The following is a 15,564-nucleotide window of genomic DNA, read 5'->3' on the forward strand; positions in this document are numbered from 1 at the left end:
GCGCAAATTCGGAGCAATTTTCTTCAAAAATACGTATTTCACACTAACCTTTACAATCAATATGCACAAATAATACGCAATTTTACGAAAAACCCACGAGGAAGTCTATCTTCCCCATGGGCAAATAGCGTTCAGCAATTTAATTGCATTCTGGTTGCATTTATTGCGGATAAATCGCCTAGAAATTCGGATCCTGGCGTTTTTCCTTGTAGATAAGCCATAGATTTCGGAAATAAATGATCAAACCGAGGCCTTGTCCCGCAATAAAAACAGGATCCTTCTTGACGATTGCGTAAGTCAGAAGCAGCGATCCGCCTCCGATAGAAAAGAACCAAAAGGCCACTGGGACGATGGAACGTCCCACCCGCTCAGAAGCAATCCATTGGATCATGAAGCGCATCATAAACATGAACTGCGCCACAAACCCCCAAAGAACCCAAAAGTCCCACTGGGCTACAAAGACGTCGTAAACCCATTCATAAAGACCAGCCAGCATCAATGTGCCTCCTTCGCTGGAGACTTATCCGACTCAGTCACCATCACCACTTCGGGAATAACTTTCCGGCGACGGCGCAACCACCACACGCCAAAGAGATCCAATACACCCACCAGCGCCCGATCGAAGATCCCATATTTGGAAACACCGTGCTCACGCTCCCGGTCCACTACATCCACATGAACAACGTCATATCCCTCACGGATTACAAGGGCTGGCAGGAAACGATGCCAACTGTCAAAGTATGGGAGCTTCAAAAACACATCCCGGCGAAGCAGCTTCAGACCACATCCGCTGTCACGCGTGTTGTCTTTCAGAATCGCCCCACGCAGTTTGTTGGCAGCTTTGGACGCATAGCGCTTGAAAACACTGGCCTTACGACCCAGCCGCTGTCCAGCAGCAAGCCCCACACGCTCACCACCCTTTTCCATCGCGGCAAGCATCTCCCGGTAGTAGATAGGATTGTTCTGCCCGTCCCCATCAATCGTAGCCACATAAGTGCCACGCGCATGAAGCAGCCCGGTTCGAACAGAACAACTCTGCCCACCAGACCGCTTATGATGGATCACCCGTAAGTAACAGTTTTTCTCCGCATATTGCTGGAGCACATCAAGACTGTCGTCAGTCGACCCATCATCAACAACGACCGCTTCAAACCGATACTCTTTCAGAGCTTCAGCAATCTCATCCAAAAGCGGAGGAAGATTATCTCTCTCATTCTTCGCAGGGATAACGACGCTTACGTCGATTTTCTGTACAGCGGCACTCTTGGTCATTTCAGCTACCCCTACCCTGAGACGGAACTCCGTTCAGGCCAGGGATAAAAACCTAGTTAGCCCGGAGTGTCTCCGATTGTTCTTGTACGGGAGAAGAACTGCCAGATCGCGCTGCACGCCAGTTCCGCAAGCATATTGAAGCTGAGAAACTGCTCATGATGGGCTGCACACCACCTTTGCTATCGAAGGCAAACCCAAGTCGCCGACGCGCCATCCATCGCGCACAGCAATAAGAAAATGCTCCGCCAATGATGATACCAGCCACCACATCACTCGGATAATGGGCACCAACAATCACTCGACTTGCAGCAATCCAAAGCCCCAACACGGCAAGCAACCACCGCAGCCTCGGTGCAATCAGCGCCAGAGCGACGATGAGAGCACCAGCTGTTGTCGAATGTCCGCTTGGAAGGCTAGAAAGCTTTGCTTCCCATGCAAAAAAGTCGAAATACAACGGCCCCGTTTCATCAAACAAAGTCGGCCTTGCTCGCCCAATATTCCATTTCAAAGCAATGGCAAGCAACCCGCTCGCAGCGACAACAAAGAACAGATAACTCCCGTATATCGTCAAATACGACACTGCCATCTTTCTACGAAACGCACGGGGCTGCCAGCCTCCAAAAATCATTGCTAGAATCCATAGTCCTGTCGGAATGAGAACCCAATCAGACTTACCTACATCGGTAATCACTTCAAAAATATCATGGTAGGCAACAGGCAGTTGCCGCGCCCAGATCGGACTGCTGTGATCAAGGAAAACCATAGCCAATCCGCAAAGCGCAATAAGCAATGCTGCAATATTCTGAGGTTTGACGAGAGGCGGCAAAGCGGTTGTATCTCCGACACTTCGCTTCTTTCGATTACGCATAATCGCTCGCACCTGCTTCAACTGCATCCGCGCGTTGCCACCAGCAACCTGCATTAAAGCGCGCAGCCGATGGAAGAAAGACTGCTTGGTCTGTTCACCTTCCTCACGACTGCCTTCAGTTTCTGTCTGCCGCTCTTCCCACTCAGCATCGACAGCATCACGGTCCAGATCAGCCTGTTGTTCGTTTCTCTGTTTTTCCCGTACAGGGCGCTCTAAAATGTCTATGGAGCCGTCATCAATCATTGCGCCGCCCCACCCGCAGAAAAAATATGTACCAGCAATGTTTTACCGCCATTGATATTCAGGCCGGATACGCTTGATACCTCTGAAGCCTTCATCCCCAACCGAAGAGCTTCTGCATCAAACCGATCCAGCTGCCGTCCTTCTACCAGCACAATTCTGCAGGTCCCGGAGGACACGCCCGTCTCCTGCCCTCCATTGGCCAGAAAACGCGCTGCAGCTTCTGCGCCAAGTAGCTTTGTTTGCGTGCCCTGCAAAAATACGAAGCTGGGCTCATAGAAACCTGCTGTAGCTATCTCTTTCCGCTCACACCCCGGAAGCTGCTCAATCGCCTCCACCAGACGCGAGGAAATCCAGATTGTTGACAATGCCGGGCCTGAAAATGCCCAGAAGCCAACGAACATCAGCACTGCGGAAACACTTGCACTTGGCAATACAGAAACAAGCTTTCCTTCAAACAGCTTAGAAGTGGCTGATAACGCAGCAATGACAGCCAGCCCACACAACACAACACCGGGCGGAGACGGCCATAGATCAAGCAGCAAAGGTCCGACAACAACGGCAATCGCGATGCCCAGCGGCACCAGCAAAAACAAAGCAGCAGAAGCAAATCGCCAGCCAACACCGGCACTCGCTGCTCTATCTGCCATCACCACGCCTGCCACCAGCAACGCCAGAACAGGCATCATGGGCAAAGTGTAATGAGGCAGCTTTGTTGAAACCAATTCAAACACGACCCACGACGGGATCAGCCAACACAACAAGAATCTATAACAAAATTTATTCAATTCTTGCCTAATCCCTTTGAAAGTCACAAGGAGAAAAGAAGGGATTGGCCAGAAAATAATGAAACTGATTAACAGATGCGTCAGCGGCGGAGCCCCATGAGACTCCCGTCCAGTCCCTACTTTGCCCCACAGATCTCCACCTAGTGCATCCCTGAAGAAGGCACCGTCAGTCTCAATGTAGATAGCCACCAACCACGGCGAGACCAGCGCAAGAAACAGCAGCATGCCCGTAATCGGCGCCAGCCCTCGTAGCCAGAAAACCTTTCGCTCCCAAAGGCATAAAGACAAAACCGTCAAACCGCTGACCATGAGAATGATTGGGCCTTTGATCAGGGTGCCCAGCGCCAGTCCCAACCAGAATAACAAAGCCGACGACCACACCGCTGATCGTTGTTGAGCAAGCCATATCCGCGCCAACGCTCCTTGTGAGAGCATCACACAAGCCAGCAGCACTGCATCCGTTTTCGCTAAATGTGCTTCAACATTTAAGATGAGAGCCAGAGCGACCAGCAACGCCGCAATAAAACTCTCTTGTTCCCTGAAAAAGGCACGTGCTGTCCAGTAACTCAGCAAGACTGCGGCTATCGCCCCAAGAACGGAGGGTACTCGATAAACCCAGATTGGCGCGGTCTCTCCATATCCCAGAAGCTTGGCCACACCCACCTGAGCCCAATAGATGCCTATGGGCTTCTTATTGCGCGCAAGCTCCTGAAAATGAATGGATACATAATTGCCCGTCTCCATCATTTGCTTTGAAGCCTGCGCAAATCGAGGCTCATCACGGTCCAAGGGTGGAACAGACGTTAGACCCGGTAGATAAAGACATAAACACACAACCAGCAAAACAAAGGGTGCCAGCCAGTCACGCCCAACAATGCGAAGCCACCATGCTATGGGCTCGGACGATCCAGCTTCGTTACCATCCATGGGTACTGCAAGATTCATTTGCGCAGACATAACCGCCCTGCTGCCCTCCACGCTCTCGGGAAAAACGGAGCTAAGAGCAAAATGCTCCCCCGAAACAATAAGCAGCACATCATCTAGAACCCATTCCCCAAAACTCCTCACTCAATACTTGCACCATCCAATGCTTGGACTGCACCGTTGGTTTGGAAGCTGAAGACGACCTGAAACGCAGGCTCTCAGCCTCTTCGGATTGGCCGAGACCAAATGAAACTGGGAATTACGTGGATTAATCCTGGGCAGTACAGTTTCGGCCCAAATTCCGCCCTAAAATGAATTCGACTAATCGGGCATTTCGGGAAAAGCGCGTGACATTGGAATTTAAGGGAACTGCAGCCCTGCTGCTGGCTGCAATGCTGTCTGGCTGTGCAAGTCTGGGTATCGATAGTGCGGAAGACGTTGAGCTGCAGCACATCGCAATCAACAAACAAGAAGCTCTGCGCCAGACCAACGCATGGCGTGCCAAACACGCCCTACCCCCAATCAAGCTCGATCCGCATCTCACGGAAGTTTCGCAGGATATGGCAGACCACATCGCCAGCCTGGATTCCCTGAAGACACGGCGTCATTCTTCCTCCAGCCTGCTCAGTCGAACCCAGTCCAATGGCTACAAATCCTATGCAGGAGCTGAGAACCTCGGCGCTGGCTACGCCAACATTTCAGCGGCAATGACCGGATGGAAAACCTCCCCGGATCACAACAAGAACCTGCTCAACAAGCACGTCACCCACATGGGCATTGCGCGCACTAACAGGACAGACGGCACCTACAGGAACTTCTGGGTGATGACCCTGGCCGCTCCTCAGAAACCCGTCACTGCGACTGGCTTTACCACGGTCTCTCTACCGTTCCCTGTTCAATAGAGCCCCGCAAACAGGAACTGCGCGGGGGATTTTTCTCCGCCCTTCCTTTACGCAAGTCCTGTTAGCACCCATATTCAGATCTCTACCGCCTATTCCTGCACGAGGCATCCTTCCCGCAGGCATTTGCGACCATTTATGAGTGACAGCTGTTTGACTCTTTCTGCATTTCAGAAAGAGTAAGACGCTTTTACGTTTCATCGGAGATTGAATATGAGCGAGACCGCAAAGGTTCTTCTGCAAGATTGGAAAACCCCGTTTGGACTTCCGCCGTTCTCACAGATCAAGCCGGAAGACTTTGAGGGTGCTTTTGAAGAAGCCTTTAAGGCAGGCGAAGACAATATCCATCGCATTGCTCAAAATCCTGAAGAACCGACATTTGAAAACACCATCGCAGCTCTGGAGCTGGCAGAAGAAGCCCTCGAGCAAGTCGCAAGCGTGTTCTTCAACCTCTCCTCGGCTGATACCAACGAAACCCTGCAGCAAGTTGAGCGCAGCGTTTCTCCCAAACTGGCTGCCTATAACACCAAAAAACTCCTCAACCCGGCGCTCTTCAAGCGCGTTGAGACGCTGATGGCGAAGAAAGACGCACTCGGCCTGACACCTGAGCAGGACCGTGTGCTGGAACGTTACTACTCCATCTTCCACCGCGCAGGTGCTGGCCTTGATGAGACCGGCAAGTCCCGCATTGCGGAGATTAATGAACGCCTTGCCACGCTGGGCACCAGCTTTGCGCAGAACGTTCTGGCTGATGAAGCCTCCTATAAGCTGGTTCTGGAGGATGAGAGCGATCTGGAAGGTCTACCTGAGTTCCTCGTCAAAGCTGCTAGTGCTGCAGCTGAAGAGCGCGGTGAATCAGGCAAGTACGCCATCACCCTCTCCCGTTCCTCCATTGAGCCATTCCTGCAATTCTCCAAACGCCGTGACCTGCGCGAAGAAGCTTTCAACGCATGGGCGAAGCGCGGTGACAATGCAGGCGAAACCAACAACTCTGCTATCGTGCGCGAGACCGTGCAACTGCGGAACGAAAAGGCTAAGCTTTTGGGTTTTGAAAGCTTTGCCGCCTTCAAGCTCGATGATGTGATGGCCAAGACCACCGGCGCAGTCGATGACCTGCTCACCAACGTCTGGGGCCCGGCCAAAGCACGAGCACTGGAAGAAGCTGCCGATCTGCAGGACATGGCACAGTCCGAAGGCGATAACATCGAGATCGCTCCATGGGACTGGCGCTATTACTCTGAGAAAGTGCGCAGCGCCAAGCATGATCTGGATGAAGCGGAAATCAAACCGTACTTCCAGCTGGATCAGATGATCGATGCAGCCTTCTACACCGCAACCCGTCTGTTTGGACTCACCTTCAAGGAACTGCAGGGACAGGATGTTTATCATCCCGATGTGCGTGTCTTTGAGGTCTTTGATAAGAACGGTAATCACCTCGGCATCTTTATCGGCGACTACTTTGCCCGCGCATCCAAGCGCTCCGGTGCTTGGATGAGTGCCTTCCGCTCTCAGCAAAAGCTGAAAGGCGATATCCGTCCAATCATCGTCAACGTGATGAACTTCTCAAAAGCGCCAGAAGGCGAACAACCCCTCCTGACCTTTGATGATGCACGCACGCTGTTCCACGAGTTTGGTCATGGCCTCCACGGCCTCATGTCCAACGTCACCCACCCGCTTGTGTCCGGCACCAGCGTAGCCCGCGACTTTGTGGAACTGCCGTCCCAGCTCTTCGAACACTGGCTGGCGCAACCAGAGATCCTGAAGAAATTCGCCCGTCACTATCAAACTGGCGAAGTCATTCCAGAAGAGCTTCTGGAGCGCCTGCTGGCAGCAGCAAACTTCAATCAGGGCTTTGCCACTGTCGAGTATCTGGCAACTGCTATTGTCGACATGGCGATCCATAAGGAAGACGAGCTGGACAATCTTGATCCGGCCCAGATGGAAAAGAAGATCTTAGAGGGCATCGGTATGCCAAAAGAGATCATCATGCGTCACCGTATCCCGCACCTCCTTCATGCCTTTGCTGGGGACGGATACTCCGCAGGCTACTACAGCTACCTCTGGTCTGAGGTCATGGATGCAGATGCGTTCGAAGCATTCGAAGAAACCGGCGATGCATTTGATCCGGACACAGCCGCCAAGCTGGAAAAGTTCATCTATGCGGCTGGCGGCTCTCAGGATCCGGCAAAGGCCTACATGGACTTCCGTGGCAAGATGCCATCCATTGATCCATTGCTGAAAGGCCGTGGACTGGTCAACTAGGCGTCAACTACCAAACCCAGACATCAAAAAAGGGCGGACCAATCGGTTCGCCCTTTACTGTGATGGGCTACGAGCCTCTCATCATCCTGTTCAGGCCGGTCAGGAACACAAACAGCCATCCCAGTATCATCAGCATCCCGCCTGTTGGTGCTGCAAAATCAAACAGCTTCTCACCAACAAACAACCGCTGGGCAAGATCACCACAGAACAGACCAACCCCGGCAAACAGCAGCAACATAGCAAAGGCAATGCCTTTGGAGTTTGTAAGGCCATGTGCAACACCAAGCCCAACAAAGGCGGCAGCATGCATCATGGAGATTTGAGAAATAATGCCCAGATACTGATTATCTATCGCATGAGAGCTGGCAGCTGAGCTCAGGATCGCAATGACACCGCAAAAACCACCAAGCGCCAATCCAAGACCAAGACCTTGTCCGAGTTTGGTGCGAGGCTGCTCTGCAGGCACCGCTTCACTTGCACTCTCCGGCATGGCTGCTCCTTAATGTCCTATTCCAAATCACATACTGCGCGAAACACTTACACGCATCAACTGCATATAGGATAACCATCAAAAATTGCAAAACCTTCAGCAAACGGATTTAAATTGCAATGCGAAGGAAGGCTGCAAAGGACCGGCCTCAACAGCCTCCATAGGTTACTTCGCTAGATCTGCCAGATTACTGAATGGATCTGACACCATTGGTTTCAAACTGGTCGCTTCTGTGCCATTCACATCAAAATCATCAAAGGTCACGGAGTTGAAGTTCATGGCATCCAACGCACGCACATAATATGTGGCTTCATTCAAATCAGCCATAACAGACCACTGGGTGTAGTCCGGGCCATCATCAGCTCCCGCATCAGGATCACTATCACGCGCAAAGCCCTTAGGGATGTCGAAGTTATTCAAAATATGACCGGCAACATTCAGGTTCTCTTTTGAGGTGTCTTTAACCTCCGCACTGTTGACATAGGTGGTCACTCTCACAAAACGTGATGGCGGTGTTACATCACCCGGCACACCTAACATCCCCGAACCTTGACCCAATGGAGACAGCTCACCTTCAGGGAACTTTTTCGCGGCTGTATTGATGGGCGTTAAGTTCACATAGTTGCGCAGGTTAGTCATGTGCCAATCGAACTGCGGTGAGTTGGTCATGACACCCAGTTCATTGTCATAAATCTTCAAGCCATCATCCACTGGCTCAATCACAATAGATTTCCCAGAACGGTCATGAATGGTGAAATGGAGCGGTGGTATCTCTCCAAGAACCTTAAATTCAATGTCGACCAGCTTGACTGACTTGACGGCCTCTTTCACCTCTTCAACAGTCTCAAACTGCGAAAGCACCCAAACCAGGAAGTTAATCGGCGCAAGCTCTCCATCAGCTCCGCTTGATGTTGCTTCAGAATACTTAGCAAAACCAGGGAAGTAGAGAGCACCAGCGGCAAGCCCGGCTTCATTTACGCCATCAACAATCGCAGTCTGCTCTCCTCTGATATCCATTCCAATGACAGCATACTTGCTTGTCCAGCTCGTCCCCTCCCACTCTTTGCCATCCTCCAGAATACCTGCACTGGTGATTTTATAGTTTCGTGGGATGAGAGAAACGGTCGATTCAGTTTCAAATCCAAACTCCATCGTCCGCCCATACACACGGCTATCATCTTTGGCCGTCACCACAAAACTGGTGCAAGCGGATGAACCGACAACAGGTGAAATCAAAAGGGCAGTTGAACACAATCCAGTCAGCACAACGCGCTGCAGTCTTGAAAACAAAGATGGCATGCTAAGCTCCTTTTTTGCTTTTGCATGGGCATCGTCCTCAGTGTTCTCCAAAAAATGCATAACGCCTGCATCAGATTGAAGCGAGGCTTAGCAAGAGCTTTCACTCTGAGTTTCAAACCACTCATCGCTGCTAGGCAGAAAGATCAAAACCAACTCAGCTGTTTCAGCTTAAGAACGATCTGCTTTGAGTCCACCCAAGTTCACACGACAGCACTGCAACCTCCATACGGTGAGGCAACACAAGGAGCACCGCATGGTCTGCCATGCAGCGTTGAGCCAGAATTCCCAAAGATTGGGATGAGCAAGGCGACAGGCAATGCCTGCGCATATGGTAAATTAGTGAGTCTTCAGCATCGGCTGTCGCCTTGCCCGGGCGTTTTTGCAGGAGGCTAAGGCCAGGATCCAAAAGACACTTGGAAGACCTGAAGCGGTTGGAAAGCCTCAGGTCTCAGTGCTGGCGCCCTCTGGTCTGGCCGGACATCCGCTATCCCTCAACACTGTTGGTGAAAGGGGAACCTCCACGAACCCGCTGGATGATACGTTACCTCACCCAGTAGCCCCGCCCGGCTCACACCAGCCTGAGGGGCGTTCCCACAAGCTGCCCGTTCGCATGAACCTGCAACTCAGTATGCAGGCATTTTCAGAAAGGGGGATAAGTTCGCTGAAGGAAGATGATCAAACAGCCTGATCCCACATACCTACCGCAGCTCATGGCCTTAATTGTTGGCTCTCAAAAGCCCCTTCTGCGATACTGTTCATCAAACAGCAAACGGGCGGGTGATGCAGGAAACTTTGACTATCTCAAATCTGGCTGATGTTCCTCAGTTTTTGGAAGCAGCTGCCAAGGGCATGTGGCAGGAATGGTGGGAGGAAGAAGGCCACCCGATTGAAGACGTGTATGACGAACTGCAAAAAAGCTTAGGCCCGGAAGCTCTGCCCACAACACTGATCGCCCATCAAGGTGATGAGTTTCACGGCATGGTCATGCTCGTGCAGTCAGATATGAGCAAACGCCCTCAATATACGCCTTGGCAGGCTTCACTTTGGATCTCACCTGATTACAGAAGAAGAGGTCTTGGCGCGCGGCTGACAAAAGAGCTGGAAACAGTGGCCACTCAACAAGGACACCCTCACCTCTACCTCTTCGCAAAACTGAGCCTTCGCAGTTTTTACGAAGGATTGGGCTGGCAGTGCATTGAAGCCGATGTCAGCGGAGTGGATATCTTTCGCAAAGACTTAAGGTAAAGCAGGAGGCCGTTTCATGAGCACCTTGTGCAGCCCGGGTCCATAACCGTTCTCTTCAACACGCTCAGCGATAAATCCCATTTTCTCATAGAAGGGCCGAGTGTGCTGAGAGGTATCAATATGGACCGCCTGATCCGGACAGTCTTCCGCAATGCGCTCCAGCCGATACTGAACCAGAGCCTTGCCAATGCCCTGACCATGCAAATCACGGCGCACCATCCCCCAGGAAAGTCCCACTCCTTTTGCCCCGCGGAAATAGCCGCCAGACCCAACAACCTGCCCCGCTTTCACGGCAACGAAGTAAGGATCACTCAGTCTCTTCAGATCCTGAGCAAACTCATACAGCTCCTCAGGCATAAAGAAGCGAGGAACATTGCTCAGAAAGATCTCCCTGCATGCAGCAAAATCGGCCTGTTCATATCTGCGAATGTCCATCAGTCGACTTTCATAGATCCTCAAGGGTAAACCGCATCACCGGCAGTGTACGCCCAACCGGAAGCGATGGTTGAGTGCCCACCTCTTCAGCCCCCATGCGTTCATAAAACCCTTTTGCGTTAGGGTCCGAGACAATCGTAAGTTCGGGAAGTTTTTGCTCGCGCAGCCAGTTCTGGATGAAAGAAAACATGAGCCGGCCCGCACCTTGGCCCATCAGTCTCGGAGAAACCCAGAAGTCCTCAAGCTCACAGCTCTGGTCACCTTCTACTGAGATAGAAAAAACACCAGCAACGCTGCCATTCTCTTCCAGAACCCAGAAATGACGGCTCGCCAGAACATCTTCATCCACCAACAGATCAGGCAGCCACGCGGACATCATCTCCTCAGAATAACCCCAGTGGCGCTTTGCAGAGAGGATGACCTCATTCATCTCAGAAAGATGCTGCGGTGTTGCTGCGATGATATTCAAAGACTTCCCCCTCTCACGATACAGGATCAGCTCTCGTCACGCACCAACACCCTCAACAACTAGGCGCCAAACTGGCCTTTGGATGGGTCTGCAACATCAATGATGCGCAAAGACGGTTTCGCCTGCCCCTGCCATGTATCAACACTCAAACTTCCGGCAATATGTAAGGGCTTGCCGCGTGATTGTAAGAGCGCTTTGCCGTGTGGCTGGTCTTCCGCCTTAAAGGCGATTGCCTTCAGGTTGGTTCCGTCATTGCCGCCAAGCGTCACACTCACATGTCCTTGTCCGACAACTTTGGAGAACTTGATTGGTACCGATGGCAAAGCAAAAACAGGTTCTGCATGAGATGCCCCGTAAGGCCCTGCCTGTTCCAGCATATCAAGCAGGCTCAGGTTTGCTCCAGCCGGTGTCAGCACGCCATCAATGGTCAGCTCATGATCAGCAGAGGCTTGCTCCACATCCTCACCAAGCTGCTCAGTCAAAAACGCTTCAAACTCAGGAACTTTGTCTTTCTGGATGGTCAGGCCAGCAGCCATCGCATGGCCACCACCTTTCACAAGCAAGCCAGCCTCAACAGCAGCCCGCACAGCAGAGCCCAGATCAACGCCCATGATCGAGCGACCAGAACCTGTGCCAACACCCTGCTCATTGAACGCCATAGCAAAGGCAGGACGGCGATAACGCTCTTTCAGGCGGGACGCAATGAGACCCACAACACCCGGATGCCAACCATCAGCACCGGTCAGCAGAACAGCAGGAGGAACAGCGCCTTCCATCTTCTGGAACGCCTGGCCCTCGCCCTCTTCCAGCATGACCGCTTCCATCGCCTGCCGTTCCTGATTGAGCCGCTCCAGCGTGGCAGCAATACGCTCCCCTTCTGCTCGGTCATCAGAAGACAGCAGTTTCATGCCAAGAGCAGAATCGCCAATACGGCCACCGGCGTTAATGCGCGGCCCGAGCATATAGCCCAGATGATACGGCGTCGGCTTACCGCTCAACCGCGAAATGTCGGCAAGGCAGGAAAGTCCAATGTTCTCGCGCCGCGCCATCACTTTAAGCCCCTGCACCACATAAGCGCGGTTCAGGCCCTTCAGCGGCACCACATCACAGACGGTACCAAGCGCTACAAGATCCAACAGGTCCATGAGACGCGGCTCTGCTCGTTGGGCAAAGGCCCCACGACGGCGCAACTCGCGATTAAGCCCGACGAGGAACAGGAAGGTCACACCGACAGCCGCCAGATGCCCCTGTCCGGACAAATCATCCTGACGATTGGCATTCACCAGCGCATGGACTTCCGGAAAGTTCTCATCCACCTGGTGGTGATCCAGAACCACAACCTCAAGCCCAAGACGCTTGGCTTCTTCAAATGCTTCGAACGAAGTGGAACCACAGTCCACAGTGATCAGCAGCCGCGCACCACCTGCATGTAGTTGATTGATGGCTGTCGGGTTTGGTCCGTAGCCGTCAATGATACGATCGGGAATGTAGACGTCCGGCTCCACACCCAGCTGCATCAGATAACGCTTCAGCAGCGCAGACGAAGTGGCCCCATCCACGTCATAGTCACCAAAGACGGCGATCTTCACGCCAGCCTGCAAAGCATCGGCAACGCGCGCGCAGGCTTTGTCCATATCCACCAGTTTGGATGGGTCAGGCATCAGGTCTTTAATGGAAGGGTTTAGGAAACCGGAGGCGTCCTCCAGTGGAACACTGCGCCCGGCAAGCACACGCCCAACCACTTCAGGCAGTTCCGTTCTCTGTGCAATGGCAAGCGCCTGTGAAAGCCCCTGATCATCCAGCCGCTCACGCCATACACGTGCGCTCAAGGACTTTTTGACACCAAGAACGACACGTCGCTCAGCACTGGTTGCATCCAATGTCATAACCATAGAAAGAAACTGCCCGATATCTCATAGAAATGCAAAAGCGGACGAGTGTTTGTTACACCCGCCCGCTTTCATCAATTAGCTCGGTGAAAGACCGAAATCAATCCAGATGGAACTTTTCCAACTGGGTATGCTTCGCTTCAATGAAACGAACAGTACCGGTCGTGGAGCGCATCACAACAGTGTGGGTAGTGATGTTGTCACGGCCCAGCTTCACACCCTTCAGGAAGTTACCAGTGGTCACACCGGTCGCAGCAAACAGAACGTCTCCGCCAGCCATTTCTTCCATGGTGTATTTGCGATTGATATCGTCAATACCCATACGGCCTGCGCGTTCAACCTGCTCTTCGCGGGTGATCACAAGACGGCCCTGCATCTGACCACCGATACAGCGCAGAGCTGCAGCAGCCAGAACACCTTCAGGTGCACCACCAATACCAACGTAAAGATCGATACCGGTCTCTTCAGGATCAGTGGTGTAAATAATGCCAGCAACGTCACCATCACCAATCAGGTAGATGGAAGCACCGGTTGCGCGAATGTCGTCAATCAGCTTGGCATGACGCGGACGGTCCAGCACACAGACGGTCACGTCTTTAACGTCACAGCCTTTTGCTTTTGCAACAGCTGCAAGGTTTTCCTGAATTGGACGGTCCAGATCGATGGTACCTTCAGGATATCCAGGACCGATCGCGATCTTGTCCATGTAGCTGTCAGGCGCGTTCAGCAGGCCACCTTCTGGTGCCAGCGCAATTACAGCAATGGAGTTTGGCATGTTCTTCGCGCAGATCGTGGTACCTTCCAGCGGATCCAGTGCGATATCAACCTTTGGCCCGTCTTTGGTGCCGACCTTTTCGCCAATGTAGAGCATCGGCGCTTCATCACGTTCCCCTTCACCAATCACGACGGTTCCGTCGATTGGCAGCTGGTTCAGTTCGCGGCGCATTGCGTCCACAGCAGCCTGGTCAGCTGCCTTTTCATCGCCCCGTCCACGAAGCCGCGCTGCAGATACAGCAGCACGTTCCGTAACACGTGCAAGTTCCAGTGTCAGAATACGGTCAAGAACGTCAGTTGCGTCCTGATGACTATCCGCCATTTAAACCTCTCGGGTGTCCTGTTTTCACGTTAAACGTGAGGAAGTTTTATTTCAGGTTCTCTATTCGTAACATCTGTGGCTTACCAGAGGTTACATTTTCAGCAGCAATTGCATCCAGAGCTTCGCGCACAGCCAGTTCAGTGGTCTCGTGCGTGATAAGGATAACACTTCGCGGTGCTGCAGGATCGCTTACACCATCCTTATCATTTCTGGAATGCGGTCCACGTTGGACAATAGACTCAAGTGAGATGCCTTTGTCCGCCATACAGCGCGCAATTGTGGCAAAAGTACCGGCAACATCCAAAACAGCCAGACGGATGTAATAACCACCTTCATGCGCTCGCATACGCGCTGGAACATATGTCTCCAGTGTTGTCGCAGACTGACTAAACACCGGCATAGAAACATTGCGGGCAATGTCGACAATATCAGAGATCACGGAGGACGCTGTCGCATCACCGCCTGCACCCGGTCCAACCAGCACCACTTCGCCAACCGCATCGCCATCAACAGCAACAGCGTTCAGCACGCCATCGATGCGGGCGATCGCAGAAGACTTTGGCACCATGGTCGGGTGAACACGCTGCTCAATGCCCGTATCTGTGCGCTGAGCAACACCCAGCAGCTTAATGCGGTAACCAAGCTCGTCCGCGGCACGAATGTCAGCTGTGGTGATGGAGGTAATCCCCTCCACATAGATCGCATCCGCATTCACTTCGCAGCCAAATGCAAGGCTGGTGAGCAGAGCAAGCTTGTGAGCGGTATCAAACCCTTCGATGTCAAAGGTCGGATCAGCTTCTGCATAACCAAGACGCTGCGCATCAGCAAGACATTCTGCAAACGACAGTCCTTCACGCTCCATACGGGTGAGGATGTAGTTACAGGTACCATTCATGATGCCGTAAACGCGGGACACATCATTGCCCGCAAGGCTCTCACGCATGGTCTTGATGATTGGAATACCGCCGGCAGCAGCAGCCTCATAGTTCAGGCTCACGCCCTTGTCTTCCGCAAGGCGGGAGAGCATAACTGCATGCTTGGCCAGCAGCGCTTTGTTGGCTGTGACAACGTGTTTGCCGGTTTCCAAAGCGGTGCGAACACTCACCTCAGCCGGACCGTCCTCGCCGCCAATCAGCTCTACAAAAACGTCAATCCCGTCGAACTTGGCAAGTTCAACGGGATCTTCAAACCAGGTCAATCCATCCAGATTAACACCACGATCTTTAGAGCGGCTGCGAGCACTCACAGCCACTACTTTGATAGGTCGGCCACATCGATTGGCAAGAACGTTCGCCTTAGCCTCGAGGATACGCACCAACGAAGCACCGACGGTTCCAAGACCAGCAACGCCAACTTTCAAAATATCAGTCATAAATACCCAGTATCTG

The 15,564-nt window shown here is 52.6% G+C and carries 14 protein-coding genes; 3 read left to right on the top strand and 11 right to left on the bottom strand.

Features of this window, described 5'->3' with window-relative positions; all coding sequences use genetic code 11:
- Nucleotides 1-178: 178 nt before the first annotated feature.
- The 4 genes from AC3CB2_RS07320 to AC3CB2_RS07335 are packed head-to-tail and all read right to left on the bottom strand — an operon-like array spanning nt 179 to nt 4,125.
- Nucleotides 179-496, bottom strand: a complete 318-nt coding sequence (locus tag AC3CB2_RS07320; RefSeq protein ID WP_008546501.1) for a lipid-A-disaccharide synthase N-terminal domain-containing protein — start codon at nt 494-496, stop codon at nt 179-181.
- Nucleotides 496-1,272 carry a glycosyltransferase family 2 protein gene (locus AC3CB2_RS07325; RefSeq protein WP_352929638.1) on the bottom strand — a complete coding sequence of 259 codons (777 nt, stop codon included), beginning with the start codon at nt 1,270-1,272 and terminating at the stop codon, nt 496-498. The genes AC3CB2_RS07320 and AC3CB2_RS07325 overlap by 1 nt, the downstream gene beginning before the upstream one ends.
- A 52-nt stretch (nt 1,273-1,324) precedes the next feature.
- Nucleotides 1,325-2,383, bottom strand: coding sequence for a phosphatase PAP2 family protein (locus AC3CB2_RS07330; RefSeq protein ID WP_352929635.1), 1,059 nt, complete (start codon nt 2,381-2,383; stop codon nt 1,325-1,327).
- The gene (locus AC3CB2_RS07335; protein ID WP_352929632.1) at nt 2,380-4,125 is read right to left on the bottom strand and encodes an ArnT family glycosyltransferase; all 1,746 of its coding nucleotides are present in this window, start codon (nt 4,123-4,125) and stop codon (nt 2,380-2,382) included. The genes AC3CB2_RS07330 and AC3CB2_RS07335 overlap by 4 nt, the downstream gene beginning before the upstream one ends.
- 314 nt (nt 4,126-4,439) lie before the next feature.
- Here AC3CB2_RS07335 and AC3CB2_RS07340 point away from each other — a divergent pair, with 314 nt between their 5' ends.
- Nucleotides 4,440-4,994, top strand: a complete 555-nt coding sequence (locus AC3CB2_RS07340) for a CAP domain-containing protein (RefSeq protein WP_208608997.1) — start codon at nt 4,440-4,442, stop codon at nt 4,992-4,994.
- A gap of 210 nt (nt 4,995-5,204) precedes the next feature.
- A complete protein-coding gene (locus tag AC3CB2_RS07345; RefSeq protein WP_352929629.1) occupies nt 5,205-7,253 on the top strand; it encodes a M3 family metallopeptidase in 2,049 nt (682 codons plus the stop codon).
- A 67-nt stretch (nt 7,254-7,320) separates the two neighbouring features.
- On the opposite strand, the gene AC3CB2_RS07350 is transcribed toward AC3CB2_RS07345, so the two are convergent.
- The gene (locus AC3CB2_RS07350) at nt 7,321-7,743 is read right to left on the bottom strand and encodes a DUF423 domain-containing protein (protein ID WP_352929626.1); all 423 of its coding nucleotides are present in this window, start codon (nt 7,741-7,743) and stop codon (nt 7,321-7,323) included.
- A 165-nt stretch (nt 7,744-7,908) separates the two neighbouring features.
- Nucleotides 7,909-9,042: a choloylglycine hydrolase family protein gene (locus AC3CB2_RS07355; protein ID WP_352929624.1), complete on the bottom strand. Its 1,134-nt coding sequence runs from the start codon at nt 9,040-9,042 to the stop codon at nt 7,909-7,911.
- Nucleotides 9,043-9,834: 792 nt separating this feature from the next.
- On the opposite strand from AC3CB2_RS07355, the gene AC3CB2_RS07360 reads away from it, so the two are divergent.
- On the top strand, nt 9,835-10,287 hold the full coding sequence (locus tag AC3CB2_RS07360) for a GNAT family N-acetyltransferase (protein WP_352929622.1): 453 nt from the start codon (nt 9,835-9,837) through the stop codon (nt 10,285-10,287).
- Here the strand turns inward: AC3CB2_RS07360 and AC3CB2_RS07365 are convergent.
- The 5 genes from AC3CB2_RS07365 to AC3CB2_RS07385 all read right to left on the bottom strand — a co-directional run bounded on the left by AC3CB2_RS07365 (nt 10,279) and on the right by AC3CB2_RS07385 (nt 15,548).
- Nucleotides 10,279-10,722, bottom strand: a complete 444-nt coding sequence (locus AC3CB2_RS07365) for a GNAT family N-acetyltransferase (RefSeq protein WP_352929620.1) — start codon at nt 10,720-10,722, stop codon at nt 10,279-10,281. The genes AC3CB2_RS07360 and AC3CB2_RS07365 overlap by 9 nt on opposite strands.
- Nucleotides 10,723-10,732: 10 nt before the next feature.
- A complete protein-coding gene (locus AC3CB2_RS07370; RefSeq protein ID WP_352929618.1) occupies nt 10,733-11,191 on the bottom strand; it encodes a GNAT family N-acetyltransferase in 459 nt (152 codons plus the stop codon).
- Between the two features lie 59 nt (nt 11,192-11,250).
- The gene (recJ, locus tag AC3CB2_RS07375) at nt 11,251-13,083 is read right to left on the bottom strand and encodes a single-stranded-DNA-specific exonuclease RecJ (RefSeq protein WP_352929615.1); all 1,833 of its coding nucleotides are present in this window, start codon (nt 13,081-13,083) and stop codon (nt 11,251-11,253) included.
- A gap of 97 nt (nt 13,084-13,180) precedes the next feature.
- Nucleotides 13,181-14,176 carry a class II fructose-bisphosphatase gene (gene glpX, locus AC3CB2_RS07380; protein WP_008547053.1) on the bottom strand — a complete coding sequence of 332 codons (996 nt, stop codon included), beginning with the start codon at nt 14,174-14,176 and terminating at the stop codon, nt 13,181-13,183.
- A 46-nt stretch (nt 14,177-14,222) separates the two neighbouring features.
- Nucleotides 14,223-15,548: a homoserine dehydrogenase gene (locus AC3CB2_RS07385; protein ID WP_352929612.1), complete on the bottom strand. Its 1,326-nt coding sequence runs from the start codon at nt 15,546-15,548 to the stop codon at nt 14,223-14,225.
- Nucleotides 15,549-15,564: the final 16 nt, after the last annotated feature.

Source organism: Pseudovibrio sp. SCP20 (assembly GCF_057774105.1).

Bases quoted from the DNA above. Each gene is read 5' to 3' on its own strand.
- AC3CB2_RS07345 (WP_352929629.1), top strand. From the start codon at position 5,205: ATGAGCGAGACCGCAAAGGTTCTTCTGCAAGATTGGAAAACCCCGTTT.
- AC3CB2_RS07335 (WP_352929632.1), bottom strand. From the start codon at position 4,125: ATGTCTGCGCAAATGAATCTTGCAGTACCCATGGATGGTAACGAAGCT.
- AC3CB2_RS07365 (WP_352929620.1), bottom strand. From the start codon at position 10,722: ATGGACATTCGCAGATATGAACAGGCCGATTTTGCTGCATGCAGGGAG.
- recJ (WP_352929615.1), bottom strand. From the start codon at position 13,083: ATGGTTATGACATTGGATGCAACCAGTGCTGAGCGACGTGTCGTTCTT.
- AC3CB2_RS07385 (WP_352929612.1), bottom strand. From the start codon at position 15,548: ATGACTGATATTTTGAAAGTTGGCGTTGCTGGTCTTGGAACCGTCGGT.
- AC3CB2_RS07355 (WP_352929624.1), bottom strand. From the start codon at position 9,042: ATGCCATCTTTGTTTTCAAGACTGCAGCGCGTTGTGCTGACTGGATTG.
- AC3CB2_RS07325 (WP_352929638.1), bottom strand. From the start codon at position 1,272: ATGACCAAGAGTGCCGCTGTACAGAAAATCGACGTAAGCGTCGTTATC.
- AC3CB2_RS07330 (WP_352929635.1), bottom strand. From the start codon at position 2,383: ATGATTGATGACGGCTCCATAGACATTTTAGAGCGCCCTGTACGGGAA.
- glpX (WP_008547053.1), bottom strand. From the start codon at position 14,176: ATGGCGGATAGTCATCAGGACGCAACTGACGTTCTTGACCGTATTCTG.
- AC3CB2_RS07320 (WP_008546501.1), bottom strand. From the start codon at position 496: ATGCTGGCTGGTCTTTATGAATGGGTTTACGACGTCTTTGTAGCCCAG.
- AC3CB2_RS07350 (WP_352929626.1), bottom strand. From the start codon at position 7,743: ATGCCGGAGAGTGCAAGTGAAGCGGTGCCTGCAGAGCAGCCTCGCACC.